The organism is Salinicola sp. NYA28a (genome assembly GCF_976982775.1).
Map to the genome: position 1 here is coordinate 3,054,067 of NZ_OZ334582.1, position 12,701 is coordinate 3,066,767.

Consider the following 12,701-nt stretch of genomic DNA (forward strand, 5'->3'; position numbering starts at 1 on the left):
GCTAACAATTTCCTATAGCCGTGAATCAGGACGAGTTCTGGTAGCCTAGACGCGCCGACACGGCACTGGACTTTGGCTAATACGGAAATTTCCTATGCGTTTTCTGCACAACGACGATCTGGGCAAGCTGTTGCTACGACTGTGTGTCGGTGCTCTGATCCTGCTTCACGGCATCAGCAAGCTGATGGACCCGACGAGTCTCAACGGTATCGCCCAGCAATTGTCGGGGATGGGCCTGCCGTCGTTCGTCGCCTATGGCGTGCTGATTGGCGAGATCGTCGCACCGCTGATGGCCATCGTCGGTTGGCAGGCACGGATTGGCGGCCTGTTGATGGCAGTCAACATGGTCGTGGCGCTGATCCTCGTCCATACCTCCCAGCTGTGGACACTCAATCACCAGGGCGGCTGGACGCTGGAACTGCAGGGCATGTTCCTGTTCGGAGCACTGGCGATCATGTTCCTGGGAAGCGGGCGCATGGCAGCCAGACCCGACTGACGAGTCGCGCCGGCAACCTCATTCGATCTTCAAGTCCGCCAGCCGCTGAGCCAGCAGCTCGGGGAAGCGCTTGAACCAGCGCTGGTTGAGCGGCGAAGGATGAGGCAACGGCGCGAGAACGAAGCGCTTGGTCTCCCCATCGTCCAGCGTCAGCTGGGTGACATGCGTCGCCGAGAAGCGGTCTTCTCGCGACCAGAAGGCCTCCAGCGCATCCCGGACCTCCCGGGACTGCCCGATACCGAACCAGAGAAACGCCTCTCGCCCCAGCGTGATCACCCGGTCACCGTCCCATTGTCGAGTCAGCAGGGCCGCCACCAACGGCTGGAAGCGGCGCTTTACGGCCATGGACCAGGCCTTGTTGCCCACCGGCTTGTAGGGAACGGTATTGATCCAGAACAGGTCGTCCCCCACCGTCAATGACGCCTCGAAGTCCGGGAGCGGTTGTCCGTGGCGGTGACGATAGAGTGCCTCCCGCACCTTTTGCCCGCCAGCACCGACGAACGGCAACCCCACTTCGACTTCCTTCTTGCCGGGATCCCGCCCGAACACGGCGAGCTTGGCGTTTTTGGGCCCGAGGCCGACGATCGGTGCCAATGGATCGCGATCGAACTGGCGATAGACATCGCCATCCAGCCGATCGAGTTCGGCGGCTTCCCGGCGCATGGCCTTGTCGATCTCGGCCGGCAGGGGTTGAGCTTGATGATTCATGCGCTGTCCTTAGCCATCAATAATCCTTAGCCATCAATAGTCCTTGGCCAAGAGTCCTTAACCAATAGCTCTTAGCCGATAGTTCTGATCATCGACAGATCTTGGCCATCAACAGATCTTGGCCATCAATAAATACTGGCCCTGAATAGACCGACCATCGAGCTGCCGGCCTTTAGTTCCATGGCGCGTTGAGTACCAGCACTCCGGCGTTCAGATAAGCCGCAAAACCAGCCCACACCAGATAAGGCAACAGCAAGCCGGCAGCGAGGCGTGAATAGCGCGAGAAGGTCACGATCGTCCAGACGATCAACCCCCACAGCAGAAGCAGATCGAGCAGGCCGACCAGCATCCAGTGGGCTGCGAAGAACAGCCACGACCAGAGGCCGTTGGCGATCAGTTGCAGCACGAAAGGCAACAGCGCCTTTCCGCGTGCGCCGCGCGGCGCAACCAGCGTCACCTTCCAGGCCGCCACGGCCATCATCAGATACAGCAGCGTCCAGGCGACAGGGAACAGCCAGTCAGGCGGCGTCAGTGGCGGTTTGGCAAGCGCGGCGTACCACTCGCCGGGCGGCGCCAGAATGCCGCTGCTGGCAGCGATTGCCACCAGCAGCAGCCAGCCGCAGAAAAGACGACTCGAGCGACTCACGGCAATTACCAGCTACCCGTGTTTTCCATCGAGGCCCACGGCTCCTGCGGCGCCAGGGCGTCGCCTTTCTGCAGCAGTTCGATGGAGATGCCGTCCGGCGAACGCACGAAGGCCATGTGGCCGTCTCGCGGCGGACGATTGATGGTGACGCCACCCGCCTGCAACTTCTCGCACAGCGCGTAGATATCGTCGACCCGATAGGCCAGATGGCCGAAGTTGCGCCCCCCTGTGTACTCTTCCGGGTCCCAGTTGTAGGTCAGTTCGACCATCGGCGACTGCTCGGCCTTGGCGCGCGGCGTATCGTTGGGCGTTGCCAGAAACACCAGCGTGAAGCGCCCTTTCTCGCTCTCCTTTCGCGAGACTTCCTGCAGTCCCAGCAGATCGCAGTAGAAGTGCAGCGAGGCGTCGAGATCGGCGACGCGAACCATCGTGTGCAAATATTCCATGACATCTTCCTGATTCGTCAAAACGTTGAACCATTCTATGGTAGACCACGACCGACGTTCGGTGAATCGTGGACCGGCCTACCGCCTATCTCGCCATCGGCGAACGCTCCGGAAGGCAGACAAAAAGGCCCGACATCATCGATATCGGGCCTTCGACGTCATGGCGACCGGACCATCAGGTGTTCAGAAACGCGTTGCCACGTACTGACCGATCGCCTGCTGAGCCTCTTTGAGCGACTGCTGCTTGCGATCCTCGCCCATATTCAAGCCTTCCGCGTAGATCGTGTGCACGTCCTCAATACCCATCAGGCGAAGCATGTGCTTGAGATGCGGAGTCTGGGAGTCCATCTCGGTGCCGGCGTACATGCCGCCGCGGGCCGCCAGGATCAGACCGGACTTGCCCTCGAGCAGCCCCACCGGCCCGTTGGCGGTGTACTGGAAGGTCTTGCCGGCACGCAGGATGCGATCGAACCAGGACTTGAGCTGGCTGGGGATTCCCAGGTTGTAGAGCGGCACGGCCAGCACCAGCACGTCGCTGGCTTCCACTTCCGCCAGCAGGTCGTCGGAGATCCGCGCCAGCGCCTGCTGATCGGCGCTGCGTTCGCCGGACTCGGTCATCCAGCTCGTCATTTCGGCACCGGTCAGGTGCGGCAATGCCTGCTCGACCACGTTGCGCTCGACGAGCTCGACATCACGACCTTCCAGGGCCGACTTGAAGGATGCTGCCAGCACGCTGGACTGGCCGCCTTCGCCGAACAGGGAACTGGTGATGAGAAGAATGCGCTGCGCCATGAATCTGCCTCCAATGGGGATTGCACTTCAACGGGATGCCGCTATCTGGCGGCTACATGGGAAGCATTATTCATTGTGGTTTTTGAAATGAAAACCGCGAAATATGGCATGAAACGTTCGAACGCATCGACTCGTCCCGATCCCAGGTCATGACGGCCCCGCCGCCCTTGCCCTTCAATGGCTGGCTTCGACGCCCTGCCCGCAACCGTGAAACTCCCGGTCGCCGTAGCGCAGCGTCACCTTGACCGGCCACGGTTTGCCACTCATGTCGTCGAAGCAGGCGCCGGCCCGCAGATCCAGTTCCATGGGGTATCGGCCGCTGTCGCTGACCAGCACCATGCGCGCCTCGCTGCCGTTCTGCACCGAGGCGACCCGATAGTCGAAGGTATCCTTGGCCTGGCCGTAGTCGGACACCAGCGTCAGCGAATGGCTGTTGCGATCGAGGGACAGATTCCAGCCGGGTTCGTTGCCGCTGGCGTAGAAAATGCTCTCGGGATGTTCCTGCCGCGTGGTCGTCTTGCGCTCACTGGCCAGGGTACAGACCAGCCGCCCGTTGTCGCTCTCGACGCGGGCATCGCGCCCCTGGCGCCAGAATGATAGGCCGCCGAGCTGGTAGCGCGAGCCGGTGCCGACCACGGCACTGGGCAGCTCGGTTTCCCCCAGCGCCGTCCACAATCGCAGCCGCCGATCGTCGGGCGTGGTCGTCACCAGATCCTGCGACGGCGTGCAGCGCCAGGCGGTAAAGGTTTCCCCTCCATCGGCAAAGAAGGCGCTTGGCATCAGCGGTGACTTGAGCGTATCCAGCCCTGACGGCGGCGCGGTGGAAGACACGTTTTGATGCCCGCCGCTGGCACAGCCCGCGAGCATGAGCATGCCGGCCGACAGCGTCAGCCAGCGAACCGATGAACGATGACGATAGAGGGCGCGGCGGTCTTTGCCAGCCTGAAGCGCTTTGGACATGAGCACGATTCCCGAGAGATGTCTGGACACGAAGAGAGTGTTTACCAAAGGGCTGCACTCGACAATGCGGCGTTGAAATTGACCTCAAAATACTCATTTACGCCCTGTAAACTCCGCTTTCTCGTCCAATTTCGCCTTGCCTTGTCTTCGTTCGCCTGTTTTGTAAACACCCTCGGATAGCCGTCACAAAAAATCGCCGGGAGCGATTTTTGACGTCGCGCAGCGACGGCCCGGAGGGTGACCGCCAAGGATGGCAGGTCACAAAAAAGCGCCGCGAGATCGTCTCGCGGCGCAACGCTCAGCCTAACATGTCAGTGCCATCGGCGGACCCAACTCACCGGCGGATCAACCTCTCCGGCGGACCGAACCCGGCGGCGGACCCGAACACAGTCCGTTCATCGTTGGAAAATCGCTTCACGCATAGCGCTTGCGCAACTCGCGAGCCGCCTCGACCATGTTGGCCAGTGCCGGCTCCACTTCGGCCCAGCCCCGCGTCTTGAGACCGCAGTCCGGGTTGACCCAGAGCCGCTCGGCCGGGATCTTTTCCGCGGCCTTGACCATCAGGTCGACCATCCACGCGCACTCGGGAATGTTCGGCGAGTGGATATCGTAGACGCCTGGCCCGATCTCGTTGGGCCCGATTTTGCTGGAATCACCGAAGTGCTGGAAGGCGTCCAGCAGCTCCATGTCGGAACGCGAGGTCTCGATGGTGATGACATCGGCATCCATGGCGGCGATGGCGCCGATGATGTCGTTGAACTCCGCATAGCACATGTGGGTATGGATCTGCGTCTCGTCGGCAACCACGGCAGCGCTCAGTTGGAAGCACTCCACCGCCCAGTCGAGATACGCTTGCCATTCGGCCTGCCGCAACGGCAGCCCTTCCCGCAGCGCCGGTTCGTCGATCTGAATGATCGCGATGCCGGCACGTTCCAGGTCGGCGACCTCGTCACGCAGCGCCAGGGCGATCTGGCGGCAGGTGGTGGCGCGGGGCTGATCGTCACGAACGAAGGACCACTGCAGGATCGTCACCGGCCCGGTGAGCATGCCTTTCATGGGCTTGTCGGTCAGCGACTGGGCGTACTCGCTCCAGCGCACCGTCATCGCTTCAGGCCGCATCACGTCACCGAAGATCACCGGCGGCTTGACGCAGCGGGAGCCGTAGCTCTGTACCCACCCGTTCTGGGTGAAGGCAAAACCGTCGAGCTGCTCGCCGAAATACTCGACCATGTCGTTACGCTCGGCCTCGCCATGCACCGGCACATCGAGTCCCAGCTGTTGCTGGCGTTCGACCACCAGCGCGATCTCTTCGCGCATGCGGGCTTCGTAATCCGCCGCGTCGAGCTCGCCCCGCTTGAAGTCGCGGCGGGCCGCACGGATTTCCTGCGTCTGCGGGAAGGAGCCGATCGTGGTCGTCGGGAACAGCGGCAGATTCAGTCGCTCACGCTGTGCCGCGCCCCGAACCGTATAGACGCTGCCGCGACGCGTGTCGGCATCGCCGACCTTCGAGAGGCGCTCGGCGACCTGCGGCTTGTGAATGCGCTGTGACTCGCGCCGCGCCGCCAGGGCTCGACTGGCATCCTCGACGCGCTGGCGATCCGCCGCCGTTTCCGCGCCGTCGAGCACATGGGCAAGCGTCACAACTTCATCCAGCTTCTGACGCGCGAACGCCAGCCAGCTCTTCAGCTCCGGATCGAGCTTGGTTTCGTTGTCCAGATCCACCGGCACGTGGAGCAGCGAACAGCTCGGGGCCAGCCACAGCCGATCGCCTAGGCGAGATTTGGCATCCTTGAGTTCACTGGCGAGACGTTCGAGGTCGGCGCGCCAGATGTTGCGGCCGTCGATGGCTCCGACGGAAAGCACCTTGTAGGGCGACAGGCGATCGAGCACGGCCCTGAGCTGCTGCGGTGCCCGCACCAGATCCACGTGCAGCCCCTCGACCGGCAGCGATGCCGCCAACCCCAGGTTGTCACCGAGGCCGCCGAAGTAACTTGCCACCAGCAGCTTGACCGGGGCCGATTGCAGCTGATTGTAGGCGGATTCGAACGCGCGCTGCCACTCGCCCGGCAGATCCTGGACCAGCGCCGGCTCGTCCAGCTGCACCCATTCGACGCCGGCGTCGGCGAGCCGGCTTAGGATTTGGCCATAGGTCGCGACCAGATCGTCGAGCAACGAAAGGCGTTCGAGCCCTTCGCTCTTGGACTTGGCCAGCCACAACCAGGTGACGGGGCCGGTCAGCGCCACCTTGACCGGATGCCCTTGCGCCTTGGCTTCGGCCACTTCCTCGAACAGCCGCTTACTGGCAATCCGGAACGTCTGTCCTTCGTACAACTCCGGCACCAGATAGTGATAATTGGTGTCGAAATACTTGGTCATCTCGCAGGCCGGCGCCGGCTCGCCGGAGGGAGCGCGGCCCCGTGCCATGCGGAAACTGGTGTCGAGATCGACCTCCCCTTCGACACTGCCGAAGCGTGGCGGCACCGCCCCCACCAGCACGGAAACGTTGAGCACCTGATCGTAGAAAGCGAAGTCACCGACGGTGACGACATCCAGGCCGGCGTCAATCTGGTCCTGCCAGTGCGCCTTGCGCAGTCGCGCGCCTTCCTTTTCGAGTCCGTCTCGGTCCAGCTCGCCCTTCCAGTAGGCTTCGACGGCTTTCTTCAATTCGCGATGCGCGCCGATGCGCGGATAGCCCAGAGTGTGCACCAGGGTGGTCATTTGTGGGGTCTCTCGGAGTTAACGGTTAGAATGGAGAAGATCATGGCTTGGCGGGCAGTCTCTCCGGCAACGCACCTTGAATCAAACGCGTTTATCTAATCCTCAACGTGAGCACAGTTCATCACATGCTCGAACTTCGCCATCTCCGCACGTTGATCGCTCTGCGTGACACCGGCTCGCTGGTCGAAGCGGCGGAGCGCGTTCACCTGACCCAGTCGGCGCTATCGCACCAGATCAAGGATCTCGAGTCGCGGCTCGGCATGCCGTTGTTTGCCCGCAAGACGCGTCCGGTGTCGTTCACCCGCGCCGGGGAACGGCTGCTGACCCTGGCCGAACAGGTGCTGCCCCAGCTGCGTCTGGCGGAACGCGATCTGGCACGGCTGGCCGGCCACGAACAGGGTCGCCTGCACATGGCGATCGAGTGCCACAGCTGCTTCCAGTGGCTGATGCCGACGATCGACCATTTCCGCGACCACTGGCCGGAGGTGGAAGTCGATATTCCCAGCGGCCAGAACTTCGATCTGCTGCCGGGGCTGACGCGCGAGGCGCTCGATCTGGTCATCACGGACAACCCGGAGCCGTTGCCGGGCGTACACTATGCGCCGCTGTTCCGCTACGAAGGCCTGCTTGCCGTTGCCAAGCAGCATGCGCTGGCGACCCGAAGCTGGGTCGAGCCTTCGGATCTCGCCACGGAAACGCTCATCGTCTATCCGGTGGATCACTCCCGTCTGGATGTCTTCACCCAGTTTCTCGATCCTGCCGGCGTACGCCCGCAGGAGATCCGCAGCGCCGAACTCACGGTGATGATGATGCAGCTGGTGGCGAGTGGCCGCGGAGTGTGCGCCCTGCCCAACTGGGCGCTGACGGAGTATCTGGAGCGGGATTACGTCAAGGCGCTGCCGCTGGGCAAGGACGGGGTGTGGAGCACGCTCTACGCGGCAGTGCGGGAGGACAATCTGGAACTGCCGTGGATGGAGGACTTCATCCGCACCGCAAGAGACACTTCGTTTGCGGTGCTCAGTGGCGTCAAGCCAGCCGGCACGCCGGACGACGCCTGACGATCGGGCGCTTACCGAAGCCGCGAATGGGGCAACCGCGAAGGGTCGTCAGACCGTCTCTTCGTCGAATGTCAGCGGCCGAATCGCCTCCCGGCCGTGTAGCGGCAGCAGCAGACTGAAGCGAGCGCCGCCCAGGCTTTCGCTGCGATCGACCACGACATTGCCGCCGTGCCAGGCCATGATCTTCTGGACGATGGAGAGCCCCAGGCCGTAGCCGCCCGAGCGCCGGGTGCGACTGTCGTCCAGCCGGGCGAATGGCTTGAAGATGGCGATGCGCTTCTCTTCCGGCACCCCGGGGCCATCGTCTTCGACATCGATGCGCACGGCTCGGGGTTCGCGATGCACTTTCACCACGACCTGACGCTCCGCATGCCGGCAGGCATTGGCGACCAGGTTCTGGACCGCACGCTGCAGATAGCGTGGCTCCGCCTCCACCTCGAGCTCTTCGCCATCGGCAACGCGCAGTTCGAGGTGCGGATGCAGCGGGCTCAACGTCTCCAGTACTCGCCAGGCGAGCGCGCGACACTCCAGGCTTTCCGTCTGCAGCGTCACGCCCTGGGCATTCTCGCTGTCGAGCTTGGCGTAGGTGAGGATTTCATCGATCAGCCGGTCGAGTTCGGCGATATCCTCATCGATCCCCGCCAGTTGGCGCTGCGCAACCTCATCCTTGCTGAGATCTTCCAGCATCTGTACCGCAAAGCGAATGCGTGCCACCGGCGTACGCAGCTCGTGGGAGACGGCCCGAATCATCTCCTGCTGGCTGCGCAGCAGCGTCTGGACCTGTGCCGCCATGCCGTTGAGCGCCATGCCCAGACGGCCGATGAAGTCGTTGCTGTCGACCCGCACTCTCGAGTTGAGATGACCTGCCGCAATGCGCGTCGCGGCCCGTTCGAGCCGCCCCACCCGGCCTTCGACGCCCCACACGATGAGATAGATGGCGCCGGCCAGTGTCGTCAGCACCATGATCAGCAAAGCCAGCGCCAGCGACAGCGGCATCGACTCGAAACTGGGCAGCGGGCCGATTCGCAACCAGCGATCCGGCCCGACCCGGGCGTGAATGTAGAGCGCACTCAGCCCCGTTTCGAGACGCACCACCACTTCGCCGGCGTCGAGACGCGTCGCCTGGATAGGATCGACATCCGTCGGCGGCGAAGTATAGAGACCAACCGGCATATGGAACTGCTGTTGGACGCGCGCCAGCCGGCGAGCCTGAATCTCCTCCTCTTCGCCGCTCAACCAGCTACGCAGCACTTCGGTGATACCACGAAGCTGCATCTCGTTGAGACTGTTGATCCGCGCCGCCAGCACCCAACTGGAGTTAGGCAGCTGGTACAGCGAGCGCCAGCCATCATCGATGGATTCGATCACCGGCCGGTTTTCATGCAGGCGCGCCCGCTCGAAGTAATTCAGCGACAGGTCATCGAGCTGGAACAATCCCAACGGCATGCCCAGTGTCGACGCCATCGACGCCAGCCAGTCATCGCGCTGCGCCAACGGCTGGCGGGAGACGAGATCGGAAAGCAGTGCCAGCGGGCCGCTGACGAGATTTTCCCGGTAGTGCTCCTGACGCACCTTGTCGACGACCAGGAAGCCGAACAGGACCAGCGCAAAGGTAATGACCAACGCCGCCAGCAGCGACACGTAGAATCGCAGGAAGGTGCTGTCGGTAAAGGAACGACGCATGTTGGATCTCGCGGGAAATGTCGGGCAAGTAGCAGGGGGAGACGGCGACCGCGATCGCCGCTCTCCCTCAACTGTCTCTCACGAACAGATACCCTTTGCTCCGTACGGTCTTGATGCGATGAGGGTGGTTGGGATCGTCGCCGATCTTGGGGCGAATGCGCGAAACGCGCACATCGATGGAACGATCCTGCCCGTCGTATTTGATTCCACGCAATTGGGAGAAGATCTCTTCACGCGTCAACACCCGGCCTGCGCTGTCGGCCAGTAGCCAGAGCAGGTCGAATTCCGCGCTGGTGAGGTCGATACGCTCCTCTTCCAGCCACGCCTCGCGAGTGGCGCTGTCGATGACCAGATTGTCGAACGTCAGGCGCGTCGCCCCGCTCGAGGATACCAGGGTATCGGCGCGACGCATCAGCGCGCGCATGCGCGCCAGCAGCACTCGTGGCTGAACCGGCTTGGGAACGTAATCGTCGGCACCCATTTCCAGGCCCAGAACCTGATCCATGTCGTCGGTCCGTGCCGTCAACATCAGAATGGGGCCGGCATAATGCGGTCGTGCCCGACGGCAGATCGACAATCCATCCTCACCCGGCAGCATCAAATCGAGGATTACCATGTCCGGCTGCTCCTCGATGATGCGTTCCACCCCGTTGGCACCATCGTGCTCGAGCTCGACCTGGAAGCCGTTGGCCTCCAGATATTCGCGTGTCAGATGCGCCAGACGTTCGTCGTCTTCGATAATCAATACGCGATCTTGATGTGCAGTGCTGTCCAAGCTGTCATCCATCCCTTTGAGTTGGCCTCGAAACCCTGCATACCACGGTCTTGATTTATTATTGGCAGCTAACGGCATCAAGCGGCTTCAAGAGCCAGGCAGATATAATTCACCGTTACTGCGCTAATGTCTTAGATAATCAGCTATGCCTGAAGAGAGCCTAGCGGATTAAACAGCATCATACCCGAATTGTTCCCTTTGTAACCCGGTATCGGCAATGGACTACGCGGTTAATGGATAAATTCAGACAAGAGACCGATAAGGTTGGCTTACAAAAACGACAGTGTCAGTAGCGCTTTGGCAAGCCATCTCGAGGCGCCAGGCGTTGCTGGCGCTCACCGACTCTATCCTGAACTCAGCGGCTCAAGTCCACGTCCCGCGTCTGCCCCTTGCCGAGTTCGATCTGCTTGATGATGATCGGACTGCGTGATTTGCCACCGGGAAGCAGCACGCTGCCGGCAACGTAGAACACGCCTGCAGGTATGCCTCTGACGACGAAATAGCCATTGTCGTCAGTCTTGGCGTAGTGCGTATATTCACGAGCACGGGAGTCGGCCGGTTCGATCTTGCGTCCCGAAAGCGCCACCTCGGCGGCTTCGGCCGCATAGCGCGTCGCTGGCGCCACCGAAACCGTCTCATCGGAACCCACGAGCGTCTGCCCATCCGACGTTCTATAGGTCAACCGCCCCTGGACGGCCGAGGTCCCGCGCTTTTCGAGCCGGGCATACTCCTCGGCAGGGAAGGGAATCTGGCGTTTCACCACGGCCTCATCGCTGCCGGAGCGATCGAAGATATCGGGCATCTGAAACGATCCCGTCGATAGACTTTCGCAACCTGCCAACGCCAGCATCATCAGCGCCAACACACCCACCCGAAGATTCCCTGCCACCATCGATTCTCTCCCTGACTGTCAATCACCGGCCGCAACGCAAGAGATGCTATCAGGTCAGCCCATTGTTTCCCGACGAACTGAAACCGGACGGCGATTATCCCGCGCCGCTTTCCTATGTCGATACTGGTGCAGAACGGTGATGCCTGTCGATATCGCCACGCTTCCGGTTCAGCCTCGCCTGCCGGCGAGGCCTCACGTTGACCCAGTATGGTTCAACTTATCCGTTTACCCGTCAGGCGGGCCGAGGATCATCCGGTCACCGCGTATCTGGATATCGAAGCGCCCCAGGAAGCTCATGCCCAGCAGCACGACGTCGTCATCGATACCGGCATGGATCGATCCCGGCACACGGCGGACCTGCAAGCCACCCAGCCTGACGCTGTCGAGCGTCGTCAGATGGCCATCGACGCGGCCATTGGCGGTAGTGAACGTGACCTCGCGCCCCGGCTCGAGCCCGAGGGATTCGGCAAGCGACCGAGAGAGGGAAACGTAGGTAGCGCCGGTATCGATCAAGAAGGTCACGTTCTGGCCGTCGATCTCGCCCGGCGCGACGAAGTGGCCGTAGGCGTTGCGCTCCAGCGTGACCGGGGCCTGCCCGACGGAAACGGCGCCGGCCAACTCGGCATTGGGCTGGCTGCGCCGCTGTTCCACGCCACGGAACCACCAACCCGCCAGCAACAGCAGCAGAATCCAGAACAGCACCATCATGCCGATGCCGGTTCGACGGACACCGCGAGAATCATTCTCCATGGCAACCATCGCACTGTTGCAGGCGAATCGCGCGGCGCCGCTTCGCCTCATGGCCTGGCGCCGTCATGAGGATCAGCGCAGGTCCGGGTTGAGGGTATAGGTTCCGGTGATGCTGGATTCCGCCAGCACGTGACCCGCCATCGCCTCGCGAACCTGCTCGCCGGTAAATTCTCCCGACAGACCCAGCGTGGGAATATCCAGCGCGAACACGCTGAAGGTATAGCGATGGACGATTTCATCGTTCCAGGGCGGGCAAGGCCCATCGTAGCCGCCGTAGACGCCGGCCATGTCCGGGTCGCCGGCCAGAAACCCGGTGTAGCCGTTGATTCCGCTGATGCCCTTGGCGGTCTGCCCAGGCGTCTTGCCCTTGGGGACCACGCCGTCGGCCATCTCGCCTTCCTCGATCAGGTTGACCTCGACGGGAATATCCACCAGTACCCAATGGTAGAAATCGACGCGCGGCAGGTCCGCGGGGAGTGTCTTGCCTTCCTGATTGACGTCGTCCGCCACGCCCGGCACATCGGGATCGGTCACTAGCAGCACGAAGCTCTGCGTGCCTTGCGGCGCGTCCAGCCAGCGCACTTCCGGGTTGCGGTTGTCGCTCAGGCGCATGTGCTGCTCGGGATCGGGCACGGCGAAAGCGAACTGCGCCGGAATCGGCTTGCCTTCCTCGATACCCTTGATGGTCAAACGCATGGGCCACTCCTCGTCGATAGTGAAACAGGTATTGATCCCCGTACGGGCGCGCCATCGCAAACGGCTCCGGCGCACGCCGAC

At 62.3% G+C, this 12,701-nt stretch carries 13 protein-coding genes; 2 read left to right on the top strand and 11 right to left on the bottom strand.

The window, feature by feature from the left end:
* The first annotated feature begins 94 nt into the window (after positions 1-94).
* Positions 95-496 carry a DoxX family protein gene (locus tag ACWHY3_RS13750; RefSeq protein ID WP_087718469.1) on the top strand — a complete coding sequence of 134 codons (402 nt, stop codon included), beginning with the start codon at positions 95-97 and terminating at the stop codon, positions 494-496.
* Between the two features lie 18 nt (positions 497-514).
* Here the strand turns inward: ACWHY3_RS13750 and ACWHY3_RS13755 are convergent, their stop codons facing one another.
* From ACWHY3_RS13755 to metE, 6 genes are all read right to left on the bottom strand, one after another.
* On the bottom strand, positions 515-1,204 hold the full coding sequence (locus tag ACWHY3_RS13755) for a uracil-DNA glycosylase family protein (protein WP_303853597.1): 690 nt from the start codon (positions 1,202-1,204) through the stop codon (positions 515-517).
* A 172-nt stretch (positions 1,205-1,376) separates the two neighbouring features.
* The gene (locus ACWHY3_RS13760; RefSeq protein WP_303853596.1) at positions 1,377-1,850 is read right to left on the bottom strand and encodes a TspO/MBR family protein; all 474 of its coding nucleotides are present in this window, start codon (positions 1,848-1,850) and stop codon (positions 1,377-1,379) included.
* A 5-nt stretch (positions 1,851-1,855) separates the two neighbouring features.
* Entirely contained in the window at positions 1,856-2,296 is a 441-nt protein-coding gene (locus ACWHY3_RS13765; RefSeq protein WP_087718466.1) for a VOC family protein, read from the bottom strand.
* A gap of 183 nt (positions 2,297-2,479) precedes the next feature.
* Positions 2,480-3,088 carry an FMN-dependent NADH-azoreductase gene (locus ACWHY3_RS13770; RefSeq protein ID WP_332780027.1) on the bottom strand — a complete coding sequence of 203 codons (609 nt, stop codon included), beginning with the start codon at positions 3,086-3,088 and terminating at the stop codon, positions 2,480-2,482.
* Between the two features lie 174 nt (positions 3,089-3,262).
* On the bottom strand, positions 3,263-4,048 hold the full coding sequence (locus ACWHY3_RS13775; protein WP_448126770.1) for a C-type lysozyme, inhibitor: 786 nt from the start codon (positions 4,046-4,048) through the stop codon (positions 3,263-3,265).
* Between the two features lie 414 nt (positions 4,049-4,462).
* The gene (gene metE, locus ACWHY3_RS13780; protein WP_448126771.1) at positions 4,463-6,766 is read right to left on the bottom strand and encodes a 5-methyltetrahydropteroyltriglutamate--homocysteine S-methyltransferase; all 2,304 of its coding nucleotides are present in this window, start codon (positions 6,764-6,766) and stop codon (positions 4,463-4,465) included.
* Between the two features lie 125 nt (positions 6,767-6,891).
* Here metE and ACWHY3_RS13785 point away from each other — a divergent pair, with 125 nt between their 5' ends.
* The gene (locus ACWHY3_RS13785) at positions 6,892-7,824 is read left to right on the top strand and encodes a LysR family transcriptional regulator (protein ID WP_332780030.1); all 933 of its coding nucleotides are present in this window, start codon (positions 6,892-6,894) and stop codon (positions 7,822-7,824) included.
* Between the two features lie 48 nt (positions 7,825-7,872).
* On the opposite strand, the gene ACWHY3_RS13790 is transcribed toward ACWHY3_RS13785, so the two are convergent.
* The 5 genes from ACWHY3_RS13790 to ACWHY3_RS13810 all read right to left on the bottom strand — a co-directional run bounded on the left by ACWHY3_RS13790 (position 7,873) and on the right by ACWHY3_RS13810 (position 12,620).
* Positions 7,873-9,507 (bottom strand): ATP-binding protein, encoded by a 1,635-nt coding sequence (locus tag ACWHY3_RS13790; protein WP_448126772.1) that lies wholly within the window; start codon positions 9,505-9,507, stop codon positions 7,873-7,875.
* A 67-nt stretch (positions 9,508-9,574) separates the two neighbouring features.
* Positions 9,575-10,294: a response regulator gene (locus ACWHY3_RS13795; RefSeq protein WP_448126773.1), complete on the bottom strand. Its 720-nt coding sequence runs from the start codon at positions 10,292-10,294 to the stop codon at positions 9,575-9,577.
* Positions 10,295-10,637: 343 nt separating this feature from the next.
* Positions 10,638-11,174 (bottom strand): carboxypeptidase-like regulatory domain-containing protein, encoded by a 537-nt coding sequence (locus tag ACWHY3_RS13800; protein ID WP_322527861.1) that lies wholly within the window; start codon positions 11,172-11,174, stop codon positions 10,638-10,640.
* Positions 11,175-11,399: 225 nt separating this feature from the next.
* The gene (locus ACWHY3_RS13805; protein ID WP_087718516.1) at positions 11,400-11,924 is read right to left on the bottom strand and encodes a retropepsin-like aspartic protease family protein; all 525 of its coding nucleotides are present in this window, start codon (positions 11,922-11,924) and stop codon (positions 11,400-11,402) included.
* Between the two features lie 72 nt (positions 11,925-11,996).
* Positions 11,997-12,620: a YbhB/YbcL family Raf kinase inhibitor-like protein gene (locus ACWHY3_RS13810; RefSeq protein ID WP_087718459.1), complete on the bottom strand. Its 624-nt coding sequence runs from the start codon at positions 12,618-12,620 to the stop codon at positions 11,997-11,999.
* Positions 12,621-12,701: the final 81 nt, after the last annotated feature.

What these genes read in the sequence shown, in the direction of transcription:
- ACWHY3_RS13805 (WP_087718516.1), bottom strand. Translation starts at nt 11,924, where the DNA reads ATGGAGAATGATTCTCGCGGTGTCCGTCGAACCGGCATCGGCATGATG.
- ACWHY3_RS13790 (WP_448126772.1), bottom strand. Translation starts at nt 9,507, where the DNA reads ATGCGTCGTTCCTTTACCGACAGCACCTTCCTGCGATTCTACGTGTCG.
- ACWHY3_RS13765 (WP_087718466.1), bottom strand. Translation starts at nt 2,296, where the DNA reads ATGGAATATTTGCACACGATGGTTCGCGTCGCCGATCTCGACGCCTCG.
- ACWHY3_RS13810 (WP_087718459.1), bottom strand. Translation starts at nt 12,620, where the DNA reads ATGCGTTTGACCATCAAGGGTATCGAGGAAGGCAAGCCGATTCCGGCG.
- ACWHY3_RS13800 (WP_322527861.1), bottom strand. Translation starts at nt 11,174, where the DNA reads ATGGTGGCAGGGAATCTTCGGGTGGGTGTGTTGGCGCTGATGATGCTG.
- ACWHY3_RS13750 (WP_087718469.1), top strand. Translation starts at nt 95, where the DNA reads ATGCGTTTTCTGCACAACGACGATCTGGGCAAGCTGTTGCTACGACTG.
- ACWHY3_RS13795 (WP_448126773.1), bottom strand. Translation starts at nt 10,294, where the DNA reads ATGGATGACAGCTTGGACAGCACTGCACATCAAGATCGCGTATTGATT.
- ACWHY3_RS13775 (WP_448126770.1), bottom strand. Translation starts at nt 4,048, where the DNA reads ATGTCCAAAGCGCTTCAGGCTGGCAAAGACCGCCGCGCCCTCTATCGT.
- metE (WP_448126771.1), bottom strand. Translation starts at nt 6,766, where the DNA reads ATGACCACCCTGGTGCACACTCTGGGCTATCCGCGCATCGGCGCGCAT.
- ACWHY3_RS13785 (WP_332780030.1), top strand. Translation starts at nt 6,892, where the DNA reads ATGCTCGAACTTCGCCATCTCCGCACGTTGATCGCTCTGCGTGACACC.
- ACWHY3_RS13770 (WP_332780027.1), bottom strand. Translation starts at nt 3,088, where the DNA reads ATGGCGCAGCGCATTCTTCTCATCACCAGTTCCCTGTTCGGCGAAGGC.
- ACWHY3_RS13755 (WP_303853597.1), bottom strand. Translation starts at nt 1,204, where the DNA reads ATGAATCATCAAGCTCAACCCCTGCCGGCCGAGATCGACAAGGCCATG.